Annotated in this window: 18 protein-coding genes and 2 rRNA genes; 11 read left to right on the top strand and 9 right to left on the bottom strand. The window is 68.8% G+C overall.

What is annotated here, in order from left to right:
- Positions 1-171 precede the first annotated feature (171 nt).
- On the top strand, positions 172-534 hold the full coding sequence (locus tag OG730_RS22655) for a metal-sensitive transcriptional regulator (RefSeq protein WP_327305943.1): 363 nt from the start codon (positions 172-174) through the stop codon (positions 532-534).
- Positions 535-573: 39 nt separating this feature from the next.
- On the opposite strand, the gene OG730_RS22650 is transcribed toward OG730_RS22655, so the two are convergent.
- Entirely contained in the window at positions 574-729 is a 156-nt protein-coding gene (locus OG730_RS22650) for a hypothetical protein (protein ID WP_250744641.1), read from the bottom strand.
- A 148-nt stretch (positions 730-877) separates the two neighbouring features.
- Positions 878-1,747, bottom strand: a complete 870-nt coding sequence (locus tag OG730_RS22645) for an SCO4651 family lipoprotein (protein WP_327305942.1) — start codon at positions 1,745-1,747, stop codon at positions 878-880.
- Positions 1,748-1,937: 190 nt separating this feature from the next.
- On the opposite strand from OG730_RS22645, the gene OG730_RS22640 reads away from it, so the two are divergent.
- On the top strand, positions 1,938-2,132 hold the full coding sequence (locus OG730_RS22640; protein WP_327305941.1) for a hypothetical protein: 195 nt from the start codon (positions 1,938-1,940) through the stop codon (positions 2,130-2,132).
- 225 nt (positions 2,133-2,357) lie between these two features.
- A complete protein-coding gene (locus tag OG730_RS22635) occupies positions 2,358-2,591 on the top strand; it encodes a hypothetical protein (RefSeq protein WP_327305940.1) in 234 nt (77 codons plus the stop codon).
- 141 nt (positions 2,592-2,732) lie between these two features.
- On the opposite strand, the gene OG730_RS22630 is transcribed toward OG730_RS22635, so the two are convergent.
- The 4 genes from OG730_RS22630 to OG730_RS22615 form a co-directional block, all read right to left on the bottom strand.
- Complete coding sequence (locus OG730_RS22630) at positions 2,733-3,446, bottom strand: phosphatase PAP2 family protein (RefSeq protein ID WP_327305939.1); 714 nt, start codon at positions 3,444-3,446, stop codon at positions 2,733-2,735.
- A gap of 213 nt (positions 3,447-3,659) precedes the next feature.
- Positions 3,660-4,679: a C40 family peptidase gene (locus OG730_RS22625; RefSeq protein ID WP_327305938.1), complete on the bottom strand. Its 1,020-nt coding sequence runs from the start codon at positions 4,677-4,679 to the stop codon at positions 3,660-3,662.
- A 175-nt stretch (positions 4,680-4,854) separates the two neighbouring features.
- Positions 4,855-5,670 carry a thioesterase family protein gene (locus tag OG730_RS22620; RefSeq protein WP_327305937.1) on the bottom strand — a complete coding sequence of 272 codons (816 nt, stop codon included), beginning with the start codon at positions 5,668-5,670 and terminating at the stop codon, positions 4,855-4,857.
- A gap of 75 nt (positions 5,671-5,745) precedes the next feature.
- Positions 5,746-6,354 carry a LysE family translocator gene (locus OG730_RS22615; protein WP_327305936.1) on the bottom strand — a complete coding sequence of 203 codons (609 nt, stop codon included), beginning with the start codon at positions 6,352-6,354 and terminating at the stop codon, positions 5,746-5,748.
- A gap of 190 nt (positions 6,355-6,544) precedes the next feature.
- Between OG730_RS22615 and OG730_RS22610 the strand changes: the two genes are divergently transcribed.
- From OG730_RS22610 to OG730_RS22575, 8 genes are all read left to right on the top strand, one after another.
- Positions 6,545-7,354 carry a pentapeptide repeat-containing protein gene (locus OG730_RS22610; RefSeq protein WP_327309368.1) on the top strand — a complete coding sequence of 270 codons (810 nt, stop codon included), beginning with the start codon at positions 6,545-6,547 and terminating at the stop codon, positions 7,352-7,354.
- 189 nt (positions 7,355-7,543) lie between these two features.
- The gene (locus OG730_RS22605; RefSeq protein WP_327305935.1) at positions 7,544-7,831 is read left to right on the top strand and encodes a hypothetical protein; all 288 of its coding nucleotides are present in this window, start codon (positions 7,544-7,546) and stop codon (positions 7,829-7,831) included.
- Positions 7,832-8,169: 338 nt separating this feature from the next.
- On the top strand, positions 8,170-8,478 hold the full coding sequence (locus OG730_RS22600; RefSeq protein WP_008742356.1) for a DUF8827 family protein: 309 nt from the start codon (positions 8,170-8,172) through the stop codon (positions 8,476-8,478).
- Positions 8,479-8,563: 85 nt separating this feature from the next.
- Entirely contained in the window at positions 8,564-9,373 is an 810-nt protein-coding gene (locus tag OG730_RS22595; RefSeq protein ID WP_327305934.1) for a DUF8175 domain-containg protein, read from the top strand.
- Positions 9,363-10,688, top strand: coding sequence for a hypothetical protein (locus OG730_RS22590; RefSeq protein WP_327305933.1), 1,326 nt, complete (start codon positions 9,363-9,365; stop codon positions 10,686-10,688). Before OG730_RS22595 ends, OG730_RS22590 begins: the two co-directional genes overlap by 11 nt.
- Complete coding sequence (locus OG730_RS22585; RefSeq protein ID WP_327305932.1) at positions 10,685-12,247, top strand: SCO6880 family protein; 1,563 nt, start codon at positions 10,685-10,687, stop codon at positions 12,245-12,247. Before OG730_RS22590 ends, OG730_RS22585 begins: the two co-directional genes overlap by 4 nt.
- Positions 12,248-12,266: 19 nt before the next feature.
- Positions 12,267-13,682: an ATP-binding protein gene (locus OG730_RS22580; protein WP_327305931.1), complete on the top strand. Its 1,416-nt coding sequence runs from the start codon at positions 12,267-12,269 to the stop codon at positions 13,680-13,682.
- 1 nt (position 13,683) lies between these two features.
- The gene (locus tag OG730_RS22575) at positions 13,684-15,537 is read left to right on the top strand and encodes a type VI secretion protein (RefSeq protein ID WP_327305930.1); all 1,854 of its coding nucleotides are present in this window, start codon (positions 13,684-13,686) and stop codon (positions 15,535-15,537) included.
- Here OG730_RS22575 and OG730_RS22570 read toward each other — a convergent pair.
- The 3 genes from OG730_RS22570 to OG730_RS22560 all read right to left on the bottom strand — a co-directional run bounded on the left by OG730_RS22570 (position 15,534) and on the right by OG730_RS22560 (position 19,540).
- Positions 15,534-16,091 carry a GNAT family N-acetyltransferase gene (locus tag OG730_RS22570; RefSeq protein ID WP_327305929.1) on the bottom strand — a complete coding sequence of 186 codons (558 nt, stop codon included), beginning with the start codon at positions 16,089-16,091 and terminating at the stop codon, positions 15,534-15,536. The genes OG730_RS22575 and OG730_RS22570 overlap by 4 nt on opposite strands.
- Before the next feature lie 133 nt (positions 16,092-16,224).
- A 5S ribosomal RNA gene (gene rrf, locus OG730_RS22565) occupies positions 16,225-16,342 on the bottom strand.
- Between the two features lie 74 nt (positions 16,343-16,416).
- Positions 16,417-19,540 (bottom strand): 23S ribosomal RNA (locus OG730_RS22560).
- Between the last annotated feature and the right edge of the window lie 261 nt (positions 19,541-19,801).

Genomic DNA, 19,801 nt, shown 5'->3' with positions numbered 1-19,801 from the left:
ATTCGGTCAGGCTGATGCTAGGCGCATCCCCCGGCCACGGCTAACCGGCCGTTCCCCAGTGTCCTCCATCAGGCAGAGTGAGGACCACGAGCCCCTGCCCCTTCGGCCGGGGGCCGGTACCCTATACCCATGAGGGGTATAGGTCCCCCATTCCGGACCACGGGAGGACGCATGACTGCCATCCAGGCGGAGGGCTCCGGAGCCACCACGGACACGGCCGAGGACACCGCCGGCGACACGGCTGCCGGCCCGGTGCACGGCTACCACCACCAGAAGGACGAGCACCTCAAGCGCCTGCGCCGGATCGAGGGCCAGATCCGCGGGCTCCAGCGCCTCGTCGACGAGGACGTCTACTGCATCGACATACTCACCCAGGTCTCGGCGAGCACGAAGGCGCTCCAGTCCTTCGCGCTCCAGCTACTGGAGGAGCACCTGCGGCACTGCGTCGCGGACGCGGCCCTCAAGGGCGGGGGAGAGATCGACGCCAAGGTCGAGGAAGCGACGAAGGCGATCGCCCGGCTGCTGCGCACCTGACTGATGCACACGAGGGACGGACCCGGCCCGGGGCGGGGGTCAGCCGGACCACACGCCCATCAGCACCTCGTCGATCCGGTCCTGGCTGAGCCTCTCCTCGGCCACGGCCGACGCCGCGATGATCAACTCTCCGCACAGCTCGATCTCGGCGAGAGCCACGAGGTCCTGCACCGTCGAACCGCCTGCGGGAGTCACGCGTGTCACCTCAATCTGCCGTCGTCCGGTCGCCGGCGCTCGGCTTCTCAGCGTAGGGAGCGCACGGCGCGGCGCGCATGACACGGATGGACCATTTCCGGCTACCCGGCCATGACCCGATCGCGCCGCCCCCGGGGGCTCCGGCCGGCTAATCGGCGATCTTCCCGGCGTAAATGTCCCCTTCGGCGGGCAATACGACGGTGACCGGAGTCCCGAAGCCGTAGAGCAGCGTGGTGGAGGACACATCGATCACGCCATCGTTGACGTAGGTGAAGCGGTGGCGGACCTTCCGCAGCAGTCCCTCGGAGTCGAGGTAGGCGTCGAACGGCACCGCGTCCTTGCCGAACCCTTTCGCCGCCGCCTCCAGCGCCCCCTTCACCGCCGGTGAGGCCTGCGCCGCGGCCCGCGCGATATCGGTCGTACCCCGGTAGTGCCGCACCTTGGTGCCGCCCACCTCGGTCTCGCCCACGTACGTGACCTCCTGCGCCCCGCGCAGCAGCTCGGCGGCGGCCATCGGGTCGGTGGCGCCGCCCGTGACCAGGTTCCCGTCGGCCAGGGCCGTCGTGTCGACGCGGACCCACTTGTCGGCGGGGACGCCCGCGCCCCGGTTCTTCATGTAGAGCGCGCCGGGCACCAGCAGCTCGGTGATCGGCCGGTGCTCGGCCTTGCCCTTGGCGTCGTCGGGGAGCATGACGAGCAGCTGCCCCATCCGGTTCTTGAAGTCGACCCCGCCCTCGCCCCGGATCGTGACCCGGGTGCCGCCCGTGGCCATCTCCATGGCCGTACGGGCCTGCGCGCTCCCGCTCCTGGCCAGCGCGTCGGCGGCCGCGCGGACCGTGGCCGCCGGGTCGCCGGCGGCCCGGCCGTCGTCGCCGGACAAGCCGCCCGCGCCGGACCGGCCGTCATCGCCCGCGACGGCGTCGCCGCCGCACCCGCTCAACGCCGCCACCGCCAGGGCCAGGCCGACCGCGACCGCAGCCCGACCCGCGCGCCCTCGCCTGTGCTGGTGCACCACCATCGCCTGCCAACCCCCAACGCGTGACCGCTTTTTGCCCGAGGCCCCACCCGCTCCGCTTAACGAGGTCCCGGGCCTCCCGTCACGGCCGCGGGCTCCCCGCCCCGGGCCAGTGCCCCACCCGCCCCCGGCCCGGTACCTTGGTGGAGTGGAACCGCACACCGAAGCGACTTTCGCCCCTCCGCTTGCCGCAGTGCCGCTGCCCCGCGACCCCTCGGGCCCGGCGCCGGCACCCTCCACCGATCACACCGATCACGCCGCTCACGCCACGAGCACCTCCGAGCGGGGTTCGTTCAGCCTGGCCGTCTGTACGTGCGGCTGGCGCGGCCCGGCCCGCCGCTCCCGCGACCTGGCCCGCAAGGACGCCACCGGCCACGCGCCGGAGTAACCGGGGGACCCGGCACCGGCACGGCACCGGCACGGCACCCGCCCGACGGCCGTCCGGTCCGGCCCGACGGGTCACCCGCGCGGCGGCCCGCCAGTCACCCGCCGGCCAGGCCGCCTGCCCGACAGCCCTGCCCTCCACCGACCCGGCCGGAGCCGCTCCGCCCGCGAGTCGCCCGATCGGACGGCCCGGCTGGCCGACGCGCCCGGGAGCGGTTGCCCTTGACTCATGCCCGGACCCGCGCCACGACTCGCCGCCCTCACCTGGGCCCTGCTGATCGCGTTCGCCCCCGCCACCCCGGCCCGGGCCAGCCCCGTGGGCACGGCCGACGGGCCCGGCGACGTCGCCCTGGCCATCGGCGTCACCACCGCCGCGGCCACCGCCACCGGCCTGTGGCTGCGCTCCCGCTACCGGCGCTCCGACGCGGAGGCGGACACCGCGGACCACGGCGGCGATCCGTGACCCCGCCCCCGCGGCCACGCCCGGCCGCGGTCCGCGTCTGTTTCGGGGCCGCGGCGCTGTGCCTGCTGGCGGCCGTGGTGCTGAGCGTCTGGGACTCGTACCGCATCGGCTGACACCGCGGGCACCCCCCGAAGGGCCGCGTCAGGCCGCGAGGTCGCTCTCGTGCCCGCGCGCCGCGGGCTCGGTCGCCGCGAGGTCCACCGGGCGGGGTACCACCCGCTCGCGCGCCCGGACCAGTACGCCCAGGCGCGGGGACCGGGCCACGGCCCGTACCACCGGGGTCAGCAGCGCCATTGCGAGCGGCGCGAGCAGCAGCACCACCGCGGTGCCCAGGGCGAGACCGCCGATGACGTCGGTCGGATAGTGCAGGCCCATGTAGACCCGCGTGAAGCCTTCCGCCAGGGCCAGGCCGATGCCGATGAAGCCGAGCTTGCGGTGCGCGACGAACAGGCCGACGCCGAGCGCCATCGCGAGCGTCGCGTGGTCGCTGACGAACGAGAAGGCGCTGTGGCCGATCCCGGCGCCGGGCTCCAGCACCTCGACCCCGCCGTGCTGCGCGGCCGGCCGCGGCCGGCCCACGAACTCGCGCAGCGGGATGTTGAGGAGCAGAGCGGCCGAGGCGGCGAGCGGGGCCCACACGAGCGCGGTGAAGGTCTCGACGGCGGCGGGCTCGTCCTGCCGGCGCGCTCCGCGCCAGCACCAGAGCACCAGGAGCACGAGGGCCAGCAGGATCCCGTACTCCCCGAGGACCGCGACCGTCCGGTCCAGCCAGCCGGGGGCCTGGCGCGCCAGTCCGTTGATCTCGTACAGCAGGCTTACATCCACGTTCGGCCCACCCGTTGTGAGTCCAGCCATGGTGATGCGGCCCCTTGCCCTTGCCTTGGTACCCGTACGGCCGCACGCCTGTGTGCGGCCCTTCGCCCCCCGGTGATCAATCCGGCTCTTGCGCTCGTCCTGCCCCCAGTGACCATGGAACGCCCGTTCTGGCGGCTACGTTCCGCTCTCCACCGAATGATCACCCCAACGTTATCGAAGAGTGACTCATCGTTGCAGCTCAGGGCCTTCGCTTCACGCTGTGTTGCCGACGCCCTCGCGCCGGGGCAAGGCCTCCGCCCCGTCCTTCGTCACCCGCGTCGCGCCGAAGTAGTCGGGCGTGTCGATCTTGTCGAAGCGGATCACGGCTCCGGTGAACGGGGCGTTGATCATGTACCCGCCGCCCACGTAGAGCCCGACGTGCCGGATCTCCCGGGAGTTCGTCAGATCGTCGGAGAAGAACACCAGGTCCCCCGGCAGCAGTTCCGCGCGCGAGGGATGCGGACCGGCGTTGTACTGGTCGTTCGCCACGCGCGGCAGATCGACGCCCACCGACTCGTACGCGGCCTTGGTCAGACCCGAGCAGTCGAACCGCCCGCCCTGCTCGGGCGTCCCGTTCCCGCCCCACAGGTACGGGGTCCCCAGCTGCTTCTGCGCGAAGTAGATCGCCCCGGCGGCCTGCTGCGAGGGCGCGACCCGTCCGACGGGCGCCTCGAAGCTCTTGGCGAGGGTCGTGATCGTCTTCACGTACCCCTGGGTCTCCCGGTACGGCGGCACGCCCCCGTACTGCTTCACCGCGCCGGGACCCGCGTTGTAGGCGGCCAGCATGTTCTTCACCGCGTCCCCGGGCACCTTGGACACGTACCGCGCCAGCGAACAGTCGTACGAAGCCGCCGACGGGATCGCGTCGTTCGGGTCCCAGATGTCACGGTCCCCGTCGCCGTCCCCGTCGACGCCGTGCGTCGCCCACGTGCCCGGGATGAACTGCGCGATGCCCCGCGCGTCGGCCGGGCTCACCGCACCCGGGTTCCAGCCGCTCTCCGAGTAGAGCTGGGCGGCCAGCAGCGCCGGGGTGAGCGTCGGGCAGAGGTTGCCCCACTTCTGCACGAGGGACTGGTACTTCCCCGGCACGGCACCCTTCGCTAGCCCGGAGGCCCGCCCGCCGACGCCGGTCGCGATGCCCGCGGCCGCCGAGTACGTACCGATCACGAGCAGGGCGAGAAAGCACAGGCACGCCCCGAAGCTGATTCCACCGACCACCCAGAGTCTGCGCACCCGCCAACCTTCCCCCATCGAACGGCTTTTCCCGGCGCTCCCGCCACCCCGTGTCGAATCATCCCGCCAGGGAAGCGGCACAGGAACCAACGCAGCCGGGGCACTTGGAGCACAGACCCCGGCGGACGGGTGAACTCATCAGACGATACGAAGTATTCGGCCCCGCTCCCCCTCCCTACCCCCTCGGGGCGACGAACAGGCTCTGCGCGCTCCGCCCGATCGGGCCCTTCTCGTCGTGCAGCCGCGCGTCCGCCAGCCCGATGCCCGCCGCGTCCACGCTCGTACGGGCCTCCACGCACACCCATTCACCGGCCGGATGGCGGTGCAGGTGCACGGTGAGGTCGCCGTTGACGAAGAGGTACCGGCCGAAGTCCACGACCGCGCTGATGCCGTTGCCCGAGTCCGCCGCGACCAGCACCCGATCCAGGGGCCTGGGCTCCTCCCCGGCGACGAGCGGCACCCTCATCCGCATCCAGCAGGTCCCGGGACCCAGTTCGACGAACGCGCCCCGCGCGAAGCGGGTCTCCATCGCCGCGTGGTAGCCCTTCTCCCACGGCACCGGAAAGAACGGCGCCGGCCCCACCTCACCCGGCGGCGGCAGCTCCGGCGCGGGCACCACGGACGGTACGGAATCCTCCGCCACCCGGATCCGCAGCGCCCGCGCCAGCATCACGGGCGCGGCCCCCGCGGGCGCGAGCGCGGCCTCGACCACCTCGGTACCCCGGCCGGCCCGCAGCACGCTGGTCGTCAGCTCCAACGGGCCGATCGGCACCGGGCGCAGGATCTCGTAGGTGATCCGGGCGATCCGCATGTCGGCGCGCCCACCCGGCCGTTCCTCGATCGCCCGCCCGAGCAGCGCGGCCGGCGGCCCGGCGTGCTGCGACCCTGGATCCCACGGCCCGCGCGTGTAACCGCTCGCCAGGAACCGCCCCCCGTCGATGCGCTCGTAGAACCCCTCAACACCACTCTCGACACCACTCCCGGCACCCATGCCGGCCACGCTACCGACTGGTAATCCACAGGCGCCAGCCCCGCTCCCCTCCCCCGGGCGACCCCCGGGCGGCACTCAGCGGGCGAAGCCCAGCCCCACCCCGAGCCCCACCAGGACCGAGCCGATGGCCCGGTTCAGCGTCTTCTGCGCCTTCAGCATCCGGTCGCGCAGACGGGAGTTGGAGAAGAACAGCGCGACCGCTCCGAACCAGCCCAGGTGCGCCGCGGACATGAACAGCCCGTACCCGGCCTGCTGCCACACCGGGGTCCCCGGCCCGACCACCTGCGTGAAGGTGGACACGACGAACAGCGTGGTCTTCGGGTTGAGCACATTGGTCAGGAATCCGCTCCGCAGCGCCCCGAACGGCGTCAGCCCGCCCTTCTCCTCCAGGTCCACGGCCACCTCGGTCCGCGCCCGGAAGGTCCGTATCCCGATCCACACCAGGTACGCGGCGCCCGCGAGCTTGATCACCGTGAACAGCTCGGCGGAGGAGGCGATCAGCAGACCGACCCCGAGCATCGTGTAGGAGACGTGCACCAGCACCCCGGCCGCGACCCCCGCGGCCGCGAACAGGCCGGTGGGCCGCCCGTAGAGGTAGCTGTTGCGGACGACCATGGCGAAATCGGCGCCGGGACTGATGACGGCGAGGAAGGTGATGACGGCTACTGCGATCACTTCGGTCATACAGCGATGCTCGCCGGACCCGCCCACGACGATCAAGGCCTTTCCGCTACCCGAGCCGCACCCAACTCCCCCACGGGGAGACAATGGGGACGTGCCCAAGCCCCAGCCCGCCGGCCCTACCGGCCACTCCGGCCCCTCCGGCCACTCCCGCCCCGGCGCCCCTGCCCCCCTCCCCGCCCCGCTCCCCCTCCTGCGGGCGGACTGCGCCAACTGCTTCGCGCTCTGCTGCGTAGCCCTGCCCTTCTCCAAATCCACCGACTTCGCCGTGAACAAGCCCGCCGGCACCCCCTGCAAGAACCTCCGGCAGGACTTCGGCTGCGGCATCCACACCGGACTGCGCGACCAGGGCTTCCCGGGCTGCACCGTCTTCGACTGCTTCGGCGCCGGCCAGCAGGTCTCCCAGATCACCTTCGGCGGCCAGGACTGGCGCTCCCACCCCGCCACCAAGGCCACGATGTTCGAGGTCTTCCCGGTGATGCGGAACCTGCACGAGCTCCTCTTCTACCTCGCCGAGGCCCTCACCCTCACCGAGGCCCTCCCCCTCCCCGCCGAACACCCCCTCCGCACCCAACTGCGCACCGCCCTCGCCGACACCACCCGGTGGACCGGGGCCACCCCGCAGACCCTCGCGGAGTTCGACATCACCCCGCTGCGCCAGGAGGCGAACACCCTCCTGCTCCAGACCAGCGAGCTCGTACGGGCCAAGGTGGCGGGCCGCAAGAAGAACCACCGCGGCGCCGACCTGATGGGCGCCCGCCTCCCCGGCGCGAACCTGCGCGGAGCCAACCTCCGCGGCGCCTACCTGATCGCCGCCGACCTCAAGGGCGCCGACCTGCGCACGGCCGACCTGATCGGCGCGGACTTCCGCGACACCGACCTGCAGGGCGCCGACCTCACCGGCACCCTCTTCCTCACCCAGCCCCAGCTGAACGCGGCCCGGGGCAACCTCGCGACCCGCATCCCGCCCTCCCTCACCCGCCCCGCGCACTGGCTCGCGTAGAGGGCTGGTCCGGGCCCGCCCGACAGGGTCGGCGACGGCGCACACCGCCCACCCATGCGCCCCCGGCGCATCCATCCGCCCCTCCACGGACGCCACCGCCCGAAACCGAAGCCCTACGGTGAGCCACACAACCGGAGGACGGCCATCCGCGCCGACTCCGGCTCCGACCCCCCTGGAGGCTCCCCCACCATGCGACGCCCGACCACGACCCTCGGCACCCTCGCGGCCGCCGCCGTCCTCACCCTCGGCCTCGGCGGCTCCGCGCACGCGTCCACGGGCGAACTGGTCATCAACGGCCAACCGATCCACGACCCGACCGGCTGCGTCCTGCACAACGGCCCCGCCGCGGTCACGAACCACACCGACAGCCCGGTCTTCATCACCAGCGGCCGCTGGTGCACCGGCGCGGTCATCGGCGTCATCCACGCCGGCGAGACCCGCTTCGCCCCGTTCGCCGCGAACATCCTCGTCCCGTAGCCCACACACCCTCACGGGTGCCGCCCCCACCCGCTCACACCCCGGGCGCGGCACCCGTTGCGCCAAACGGCGCGGCCCCATCCGAGCCACCACCGCACCGAGACGACAATCATTGCCCGCGGTCACACCTCGTGATACACAGAGTGACCATACGTTCTTTCCCCCACACGCCGCCCGACCCCAGGTCAGGACCTACGGACGACACCCGGGGCGACAGATCGGGTAAAGAGAGCAGTCAAGTCGACATCCGACGGCGGTTTCATCAGGGAAGATAGGGCGTGACCCCTGCCGTCCGGGCACGGGCTACCGGAACTACCCATACAGGGGCGGTGAGTTACATGATCCTGGCAGCCGAAAAGGGCGACATCACCACCATCATCGGCGGAATCGCCCCGAACTGGGGGCCGTTCGGCAGTCTCGGCAACGAAGCGAAGGTCATGATCGAGGTGGTCATGGCCGTAGCGATCCTGCTCTGCCTGGGCATCGCCATCTGGGGCGCGGCCAAGCAGCGCATCGGCGCCACCGCACTGCGCGACACCTTCAGCGCGGAACAGGGCAAGGGCCTCATCGTGGCCGGCCTGACGGGCGTCTTCATCATCGGCTCACTGGGCACCCTCTTCACGATCGTCTACGGAATGGCCGTCTAGCCCGAGCCCTGATGAGGACTCACCACGCCGCGCCTGCGCGGATACCAGCGCTACCGTCGTACGACGCGGAGGGGGCGAACACCGAATGAGCACCGACGACCAATACGGTGGCGGCGAGGTCGGCGGCACCGGCCAGACCCGTACCCGCTTCCCGGAGCCCTCGGACCCGTACACCCCACCCCGCCGCACCCCCCGAGGCCTGATCACCGTCGTCGGCGTGGTGGTCCTCCTCATCGCGGCCATCGCCTTCGCCAACCAGTCCCGAACCCCGGAAGCCCCCCCCACAGCGGACAAGGCCCCGGCCACGAATCCCACTGCTCCCACGGGCACCCAACCCGTCGACTCGAGTCCCGGCGGAATCCCGAAGGGCTTCGCGCACGACGAGCAGGGCGCTCAGTCGGCAGCCGCCAACTTCGTCGTCACCCTCGGATCCGAGGGGATGCTAAAGATGAGCCTCCGTCACACGATCATGGACGCCATCTACACCCCTGAGGCAGCGGCCCAGTTGAAGGGCCGACAGGATGCGGCGTACTCACCTGCCTTCCTCACCTCTCTGGGTCTCGACCAGAACGGGAACGCTCCACAGGGCAGCACCTTCGTGACCCGCGCCGTCCCCGTCGGAACCCGAGTCGAGAGCTACAGCCCCACCGGCGCGAAGGTCTCCGTCTGGTACACCGGTCTGGTCGGCCTGTCGGGGCCGAAGTCCACTGACCCTGTGCGCACCACCTGGAAGACCTGGACCTTCGAACTGTCCTGGGTCTCCGGCGGATGGCGGGTCGGTTCCGACACCCAGCAGGACGGTCCTGCACCCGTCCCAGGTGACGTCCCAGCCTCCACTTCCGACGACATCAGCAAGGCCGTCAAAGAGTTCGGAGGCTTCACCTATGCCCGGTAACCTCCCCTTGCGCATCGCCGGAACCGCGGCGGCCGTACAAACAGCGATGGTGCTGCTGTCCTCCCGGGCCTTCGCCGCACCCTCCCCTGGACCGACGGCGACCGCCACGCCCCCGAAGGACACCCGGTGCGAGGGGGTCTTCGGACCGATCAAGGAATCCTGCGAACGCAACGTGGGGGGCGGCAACACCAGCGGATCGAGTGGCACGGGGCTCTCCCCGAACGCCCCCTCCGACGCCCTCAACCCCCTCGCCTCCCTGGCGAAGGGCTGCGCCGACGCCGCAGCCTGGATCGTCGGCGAACTCAGCAAGGCGGTCAACGGCACCGCCAACGTCGACTTCACCAACGGCGCCTTCCTCAAGCAGTACGCCATCGTCTTCGCCGCCTCCACCATCCTCACGCTCGTCCTCTGGCTCTTCGCCGTCGCCAAACGAGCCATCAGAGGCGTCCCCTTCACCACCGCCATGTCCGAAGCCATCGGCTTCCTCTGGCTCACCGTCCTCGCCTCCGCCTTCACCCCCCTCATCCTCTACACCATCGTCTCCGCCACCGACGGCGTCACCGAGGTCATCGCCTCCGCGACCGGCGGCCAGACCGACGTCTTCTTCGGCTCCTTCGCCGAAGCCCTCAAAAAGGGCGACGACATCGGCGGCGGCCCGATCATGCTGATCGTCGTCGCCCTCGTCACCGTCCTCGCCGCCGGCATCCTCTGCCTGGAGCTCGTGATCCGCGCCGCGCTCCTCTACGTCGGCGCCCTGCTCGGCACCGTCGTCTACGCCGGCCTCGTCGACCGCAACCTCTGGGGCCACGTCCGCCGCTGGGCGGGCATCATGATCGCCGTCATCCTCGTGAAGCCGGTCATCGTCATCGTCCTGGGACTCGCCGGAGCCCTCGCCGGAGAGAAGGGCCCGAACGCCTTCTCCGCCGTCGTCTCCGGCCTTTCGATCATCCTCCTGGCGATCTTCGCCTCCGCGATGATCTACCGCTTCGTCCCCGGCTTCGGCGACGAGATCGCCTCCGCCCGCACCAACCGCAGCAAGGCCACCGACGGCGCCCAGGCGGCCGCCGTCATCAGCTCCCCGGCCTCCCTCGTCTCCCAGGGCATCAAGACCCACAGCAGCCGCGGCGGCGGCGGCGGCGGCGGCGGAAACAGCGGCGGCGGCGCCCACCGCGCCGGCGGCGACAACCAGATCTCCGGAGGCATGGCCGCACACAGCAGCCGACGCTCCGGCGGCGGGAACAGCGGCGGCCCCGCCGCCGCACCCCCGCCCCGTACGGGCTCCAGCACGAGGAACACAGGAGGTGACGGGCGGTGACGACCCAGTCCCACCAGCTCCACCCGGTCACGCCCCGCCGCACGTATCTCATCGGCCGGGCCCGGCCGAACGCGATCGTCGGCAAGAACCGCGAGACCGGCGAGATCGCCCTGATCATCGCCGGCGCGTTCCTCGGCATGATGAGCGGACTGCTCGTACCCGCCCTCACCCTGCGCATCGTCTCCCTCGCCGGCTTCCCCATGCTCGCCCTCGCCGCCGTCTACGTCCCCTACCGCGGCCGCACCTTCTACCGCTGGTTCGAGATCAACCGCAGCTTCAAGCGCACCCTGCGCCGCGGCACCACGTTCCGCTCCGGCGCCATGGAGGCCGGCATCCGCGCCGGCGACGGCCGCGAGGTCGAGGTCGGCCCGCCCCCCGGCATCGGCCGCATCAACTGGCTCGCCGCCCCCTTCGGCCCCGACGAGATCGCCGTCCTGCTCCACGCGGACCGCAGAACCGTCACCGCGGCCATCGAGATCGAGGGCCCCGGCGTGGGCCTGCGCGACAGCGAGGACCAAGAGGCCCTCGTGGACCGCTTCGGCACCCTCCTCAAGCACGTGGCCAACGGCGACGGCTTCGTCACCCGCCTCCAGATGCTCGTACGCACCCTGCCCGCCGACCCGGAGGCCCACGACAAGGACGTCGCCGCCCGCGGCGACACCCACGCCCCCGTCTGGCTGCGCGATTCGTACGACCAGCTCCAGTCGATGGTCTCGACCTCCTCGGAGCAACACCGCGCGTACCTCGTCGCCTGCATCCACTTCACCCGCGAACTCGCCGCCGAGGCCCACACCATCGCCCGCGCCGCGGCCCCCCACAAGGGCCGCCGGGTCGACCGTGACGCCGGCCTCGCCATCGTCATGGCCCGCGAGCTCACCGACATCTGCGCCCGCCTCGCCGAGGCCGACATCCGCGTCCGCCAGCCGCTGGGCCAGGGCCGCCTCGCCTCCCTCGTGCACTCCATGTACGACCCGGACCACCCCATCGACCACATCCAGGCCATGACCAAGCGCAACGCCTGGCCCGCCGAACTGGACGCCGTCGAACCGACCTACCTCCAGGCCAAGACCCGCGAGTCCTCCACCCGCGCCCCCTGGTGCCACGCCACGGCCTGGGTGAAGGAATGGCCGATGACCCCGGTCGGCGTGAACTTCCTCGCCCCGCTCCTCGTCCACACCCCCGACGTCATCCGCACGGTCGCCGTCACCATGGACCTGGAGCCCACCGAGATCGCCATCGAGCGCATGCTCACGGAGAAGACGAACGACGAGGCCGACGCCAGCCGCGCCGCCAAGATGAACCGCACCGTCGACCCCCGGGACATCGCCGCCCACGGCCGGCTCGACCAGCGCGGCGAAGACCTCGCGAGCGGCGCCGCCGGCGTCAACCTGGTCGGGTACATCACCGTCTCCTCCCGCTCCCCCGAAGCCCTCGCCCGCGACAAGCGCACCATCCGCGCCTCGGCGGGCAAGTCCTACCTGAAGCTCGAATGGTGCGACCGCGAGCACCACCGCGCCTTCGTCAACACCCTGCCGTTCGCCACCGGCATCCGACGCTAGCTGGAGGGAATGGCCGCCCATGCGAGATCCCATGTCCGCCCTGACGGACGCCTTCACCAGCTTCCTGTTCGGCAAGGTGGAAACCACCCGCCTGCCCGTCCGCACGTCCACGGGACAGGCCCAGGCGGTCTACCTCCCCACCGCCGCCCCCGGACTCGGCGACTCCGGCGTCATCATCGGCCGTGAGGTCTACAGCGGCAAGGGCTACATCTACGACCCCTTCCAGCTGTACGGCCAGCAGCTCCCGGCCCCCCACTGGCTGGTCCTCGGCGAATCCGGCAACGGCAAGTCGGCCCTGGAGAAGACCTACGTCCTGCGCCAGCTCCGCTTCCGGGACCGCCAGGTCGTCGTCCTGGACGCCCAGGGCGAGGACGGCGTCGGCGAGTGGAACCTCATCGCCCAGCAGCTGGGAATAACCCCCATCCGCCTGGATCCCATCGCCGCGAACGACGACGGGATCCGCCTCAACCCCCTCGACCCGGCGATCACCGCGACGGGTCAGCTCGCGCTGCTCCGCACCATCATCGAAGTCGCCATGGGCCACGGCCTGGACGAGCGCTCCGGCTTCGCCCTCAAGGTCGCGCACGCCTACGTGGTGGACACCATCACGGACCGCCAGCCGGTCCTGATGGACATCGTGGAACAACTGCGCCACCCGGAACCGGAATCGGCCCAGTCCATGAACGTGGCCATAGACGATGTCCGCGCCTGGGGCCTGGACGTCGCCCTCGTCATCGACCGCCTGGTCGACGGCGACCTGCGCGGCATGTTCGACGGCCCGACCACGGTGGGCATCGACCTCGACGCCCCCCTCATCGTCTTCGACCTCTCCCACATCGACCGCAATTCCATCGCCATGCCGATCCTGATGGCCATCGTCGGCGTATGGCTGGAACACACCTGGATCCGCCCGGACCGCAAGAAGCGCATCTTCCTGGTCGAAGAGGCCTGGCACATCATCAACAGCCCCTTCGTGGCCCAGCTCTTCCAGCGCCTCCTCAAGTTCGGCCGACGCCTCGGCCTGTCCTTCGTGGCGGTCGTCCACCACCTCTCGGACGTGGTGGACGGCGCGGCGGCCCGCGAAGCGGCAGCCATCCTCAAAATGGCCTCGACCCGCACCATCTACGCCCAAAAGGCGGACGAGGCCCGCGCCACGGGCCGGGTCCTGGGCCTCCCCCGCTGGGCGGTGGAGATCATCCCCACCCTCACTCCCGGCATCGCGGTGTGGGACGTGAACGGCAACGTCCAGGTCGTCAAACACCTGATCACCGAAGCGGAACGCCCCCTGGTCTTCACCGACCGCGCCATGACCGAATCCTCGGTCCAGCACCGCCTGCCCGACGACCTCCTCGCCGCCGAGCTGGAGACAGAGGAGCGGGCCCTCCTGATGGAACGCCACCGCAACGCCGGCGGCTCGGCCACCACGGTGGCCTGACATGCCCGACCGCACGGAGCACCCGGCCCCCCGCCCCCAGGGCGGCATCCCGGACGGCCTCCTCGTGGGCCTCCTGGCCTTCCTCCTCGGCCTGGCCGTCCTCACCTGGACGGCCACCGGCCTGGCGGCGCTCTTCACGAAGGGCGCCTGGCCGAGCAAGGTCACCTTCACCCGCACCCCGACCGCGGTCCGCTCGCTGATAGCTCAACCCCACGACATCCCGGCCGCCTGGCCGGACACACCCCCCGAGGCCCTCTCCAACTGGGGCCTCTTCTGGGGCCTGTTCATCAGCCAGCTCCTGGTCCTCCTGGTCCTGACCATCTTCACCCTCGGCGTCGTGGCCCGCACAAAATCCCGCCGCCGCCTGTCCCGCCAGTCAGGCCAGTCAGGCCAGTCAGGCCAGTCAGGCCAGTCAGGGCAACCCCACCACCCGAGCCAATCCGACCAGCCCCACCAGCCGGCCCAGCCCGACCAGTGGGACAAGTCCGGCCAGTCCCGCCAGTCCGGCCGGCAGGCCCCAACTCCCGCGCCGAGCAACCCCATCCCGGCCCCCACATCGGCGCAGCCCCCCACATCCCCACCGGCGGCGCAGCCATACCCAGCCTCATCGGCACACTCAGCCTCATCGGCACACTCAGCCCCTCCGGCGTTTGAGGAGCGGGGGTCCGGGGGCTGGCCCCCGGCAACGGCCCCGCACCCGTCCACGGTTCCCATCCCCACCAAGCCCCACCCGGTGGCCTCACCGATCCCGGCCTCCCCGGCGGGTCAGCCCTTCCCGGCCTCGCCGGCGTTCGAGGCGCAGGGGCCCGGGGGCAGAGCCCCCGGCAACGGCGCCGCACCCACGGACGAGGCGTACCGCTACGGCTTCGGCTACGCCCCGACCAGGACCCCGGCCCCGGCCCCGGCCGCAATCCCACCCCAAGGCCACCGCCTCGCCTACGCGGCACCCGAGGCCCGAACCACGGCCGCCACAGCGGCCATCGCGGCAGCCCAGGGCGCCGTCCTCGTGATCACGTCCTCCCCCACCCTCTGGTCGGACACCAAGGACGCCCGCTCCAAGCTCGGCCCCGTCCTCCTCTACGATCCCTCCCACCTCTGCGACACCCCGGCCCGCATCCACTGGAGTCCCACAGAGGGCTGCGCGGACCGCGCCACCGCCGCAGCCCGCGCCATCGCGCTGCTGGCCCCGGTCCGCCCGCAGGCCCGTATGGACTCCGCCATCGCGGACACCGCGGAAACGCTCCTGCGCAGCTGGCTCCAGGCCGCCGCCCTGGACAACCGACCCTTCAAGCAGCTGCACCGCTGGGCCCAGGGCACCAACGCCCAGGAACCGGTCCGCATCCTCCGTACCCACCCCCAGGCGGCAACCGCCGCCCCCGGCGCGGCCGGCGAGCTCGAGAGCGCCCTCACCGCCCACCCGGACCGCCGTGAACAGGCCCAACACCTCACGGCCCGCGCCCTGACGGCCCTCTCCTCGATCCACATCCGGGAATCCTGCACCCCGAACCGAACCGATTCCCTCGGCCTCGCATCGTTCGTCTCCGAAGGGGGCACCCTCTACGTGGTGGGCGAACCCCTTGAAGACCCCAGGGCCCACCCGGGTGCGATGCCGCTGCTGACCGCACTCGCCTCCAGCGTGGTCGAGCACGGCCGCCGCATGGCCGCACGGTCATCCGACGGTCGGCTCGACCCACCACTGACCCTGGTCTTCGAGGACGTCGCCGCCGTGGCTCCGATCCCCCAACTGCCGCAGCTGCTCCAGGACACGACGCTCCCGCTCCTCGCCCTGTGCCGCAGCCGCGAACAGGCCCGCTCCCGCTGGCCGGAAGCGGACCTCCCCGTAGCCGCCCGCTAGGCAGGCCGCGGGAACACGTACTCCAGCTCCTTCGCGGACGGGTCGGTCGGCATCGGCACGACCTTCCCGCTGGGCACGAACCCGAACCGCCGGTAGAACGCCCCGGCCCGCGCGTTCTCCTCGTGCACGAAGAGCCGTACGCGCGCCAGCACCGGCTCCTCCAGCCCCCAGGCCCACTCCAGCGCGGCACCGAACAGCTCCTCGGTCAGCCCGATCCCCCGCTGCGCCGGCCGGACGAACACACCCACGAGGTGCGCCTGGTCCTGCTCGATCTCCCCGTCGAAGAGGTCCGTCGTGCCGGCCCCCTCGACGATCATGCTCACCGTCCCGACCCACTCCCCGTCAGGTCCCTCGGCGATGAACTGCCGGATGTACCGCCCGGACGCACCCCCGGCAGCCCGCTCCTGCCAGAACTCGTCAGACTTTCCCTCGCCCTGTTCCAAGGTCTCCAGGAAGGCCACCGGCGCCGCGGGATCCCGCAGGGCCGCGAGCCGCAGCTCCTTCACCTTGTCCCACTCTTCGGCCCGAATCGGCCGTATCACGTACGCGTTCATAGCCCGGGATCCTAACCAGCCGGCCGCCCCGACTTCACCCGAGTTTCCACGCCACAGAGGAGCCGGTGCACCGCCCCGTAAACGCAGAAAAGCCCCGTACCAGTTCCCTGGTACGGGGCTCTCTACAATAATTGTTCGGCGGCGTCCTACTCTCCCACAGGGTCCCCCCTGCAGTACCATCGGCGCTGAAAGGCTTAGCTTCCGGGTTCGGAATGTAAACCGGGCGTTTCCCTAACGCTATGACCACCGAAACACTATGAAGTTAACCAACCGGATATGAACACAGTTCGTTACTTCAGAACTAACACAGTGGACGCGAGCAACTGAGGACAAGCCCTCGGCCTATTAGTACCAGTCAGCTCCACCCGTTACCGGGCTTCCACATCTGGCCTATCAACCCAGTCGTCTACTGGGAGCCTTACCCTCTCAAGGAGGTGGGAATACTCATCTTGAAGCAGGCTTCCCGCTTAGATGCTTTCAGCGGTTATCCCTCCCGAACGTAGCCAACCAGCCATGCCCTTGGCAGGACAACTGGCACACCAGAGGTTCGTCCGTCCCGGTCCTCTCGTACTAGGGACAGCCCTTCTCAATATTCCTACGCGCACAGCGGATAGGGACCGAACTGTCTCACGACGTTCTAAACCCAGCTCGCGTACCGCTTTAATGGGCGAACAGCCCAACCCTTGGGACCGACTCCAGCCCCAGGATGCGACGAGCCGACATCGAGGTGCCAAACCATCCCGTCGATATGGACTCTTGGGGAAGATCAGCCTGTTATCCCCGGGGTACCTTTTATCCGTTGAGCGACGGCGCTTCCACAAGCCACCGCCGGATCACTAGTCCCGACTTTCGTCCCTGCTCGACCCGTCGGTCTCACAGTCAAGCTCCCTTGTGCACTTACACTCAACACCTGATTGCCAACCAGGCTGAGGGAACCTTTGGGCGCCTCCGTTACTTTTTGGGAGGCAACCGCCCCAGTTAAACTACCCATCAGACACTGTCCCTGATCCGGATCACGGACCGAGGTTAGACATCCAGCACGACCAGAGTGGTATTTCAACGACGACTCCACAACCACTGGCGTGGCCGCTTCAAAGTCTCCCACCTATCCTACACAAGCCGAACCGAACACCAATATCAAACTATAGTAAAGGTCCCGGGGTCTTTCCGTCCTGCTGCGCGAAACGAGCATCTTTACTCGTAGTGCAATTTCACCGGGCCTATGGTTGAGACAGTCGAGAAGTCGTTACGCCATTCGTGCAGGTCGGAACTTACCCGACAAGGAATTTCGCTACCTTAGGATGGTTATAGTTACCACCGCCGTTTACTGGCGCTTAAGTTCTCAGCTTCGCCACACCGAAATGTGACTAACCGGTCCCCTTAACGTTCCAGCACCGGGCAGGCGTCAGTCCGTATACATCGCCTTACGGCTTCGCACGGACCTGTGTTTTTAGTAAACAGTCGCTTCTCGCTGGTCTCTGCGGCCACCCCCAGCTCACGGAGTAAATCCGATCACCAGTGATGGCCCCCCTTCTCCCGAAGTTACGGGGGCATTTTGCCGAGTTCCTTAACCATAGTTCACCCGAACGCCTCGGTATTCTCTACCTGACCACCTGAGTCGGTTTAGGGTACGGGCCGCCATGAAACTCGCTAGAGGCTTTTCTCGACAGCATAGGATCATCCACTTCACCACAATCGGCTCGGCATCAGGTCTCAGCCTTATATGAGGGACGGATTTGCCTACCCCTCGGCCTACACCCTTACCCCGGGACTACCACCGCCCGGGCTGGACTACCTTCCTGCGTCACCCCATCGCTTACCTACTACAAGTCTGGGTCACCGGCTCCACCACTTTCCTTTCCCCGAAGGGTCCGGAACGGCTTCACGGGCTTAGCATCGCCTGATTCGATATTGGGCGTTTCAAAGCGGGTACCGGAATATCAACCGGTTGTCCATCGACTACGCCTGTCGGCCTCGCCTTAGGTCCCGACTTACCCTGGGCAGATCAGCTTGACCCAGGAACCCTTAGTCAATCGGCGCACACGTTTCTCACGTGTGTATCGCTACTCATGCCTGCATTCTCACTCGTGAACCGTCCACAACTAGCTTCCGCTGCTGCTTCACCCGGCACACGACGCTCCCCTACCCATCACAGCGGGCGTTGGCCCTATTGCTGCAATGACACGACTTCGGCGGTACGCTTGAGCCCCGCTACATTGTCGGCGCGGAATCACTTGACCAGTGAGCTATTACGCACTCTTTCAAGGGTGGCTGCTTCTAAGCCAACCTCCTGGTTGTCTCTGCGACTCCACATCCTTTCCCACTTAGCGTACGCTTAGGGGCCTTAGTCGATGCTCTGGGCTGTTTCCCTCTCGACCATGGAGCTTATCCCCCACAGTCTCACTGCCACGCTCTCACTTACCGGCATTCGGAGTTTGGCTAAGGTCAGTAACCCGGTAGGGCCCATCGCCTATCCAGTGCTCTACCTCCGGCAAGAAACACGTGACGCTGCACCTAAATGCATTTCGGGGAGAACCAGCTATCACGGAGTTTGATTGGCCTTTCACCCCTAACCACAGGTCATCCCCCAGGTTTTCAACCCTGGTGGGTTCGGTCCTCCACGAAGTCTTACCTCCGCTTCAACCTGCCCATGGCTAGATCACTCCGCTTCGGGTCTAGAGCGTGCAACTCAATCGCCCTATTCGGACTCGCTTTCGCTACGGCTTCCCCACACGGGTTAACCTCGCTACACACCGCTAACTCGCAGGCTCATTCTTCAAAAGGCACGCAGTCACGACCGTTATTCCGAAGAATAACGGCGACGCTCCCACGGCTTGTAGGCACACGGTTTCAGGTACTATTTCACTCCGCTCCCGCGGTACTTTTCACCATTCCCTCACGGTACTATCCGCTATCGGTCACCAGGGAATATTTAGGCTTAGCGGGTGGTCCCGCCAGATTCACACGGGATTTCTCGGGCCCCGTGCTACTTGGGAGATTCTTAAGCAAGCCGTTAATGTTTCGTCTACGGGGGTCTTACCCTCTACGCCGGACCTTTCGCATGTCCTTCGACTACATCAACGGTTTCTGACTCGCCGACCGGCCGGCAGACCGATCAAAAGAATTCCCACAACCCCGCATGCGCAACCCCTGCCGGGTATCACACGCATACGGTTTGGCCTCATCCGGTTTCGCTCGCCACTACTCCCGGAATCACGGTTGTTTTCTCTTCCTGCGGGTACTGAGATGTTTCACTTCCCCGCGTTCCCTCCACATGCCCTATGTGTTCAGGCATGGGTGACAGCCCATGACGACTGCCGGGTTTCCCCATTCGGACACCCCCGGATCAAAGCTCAGTTGGCAGCTCCCCGGGGCCTATCGCGGCCTCTCACGTCCTTCATCGGTTCCTGGTGCCAAGGCATCCACCGTGCGCCCTTAAAAACTTGGCCTACAGATGCTCGCGTCCACTGTGTAGTTCTCAAGCAACGACCAGTCACCCATCACCCTCGTCCGGAGACGAAGTTCACTGGGGCCGGCATCACGAAGATAAGACCTTTCGGCCGTACCCTCAGATACCCAACAACGTGCCAAGCACCAGACCTCTTCCGAATTCTCTTTCCACGCCGAAGCAGTACTTGAGAATCTTTAGATCATCTGGTGCCAACTAATCAACGTTCCACCCTGAGCTGACCGTGCAGAACGTTTGTCTG

The sequence above is a fragment of the Streptomyces sp. NBC_01298 genome (assembly GCF_035978755.1).
Classification (GTDB): Bacteria; Actinomycetota; Actinomycetes; order Streptomycetales; family Streptomycetaceae; genus Streptomyces.
The sequence above is the reverse complement of the archived record's forward strand: the minus strand, read 5'-3'. Positions and strand labels throughout refer to the sequence as shown.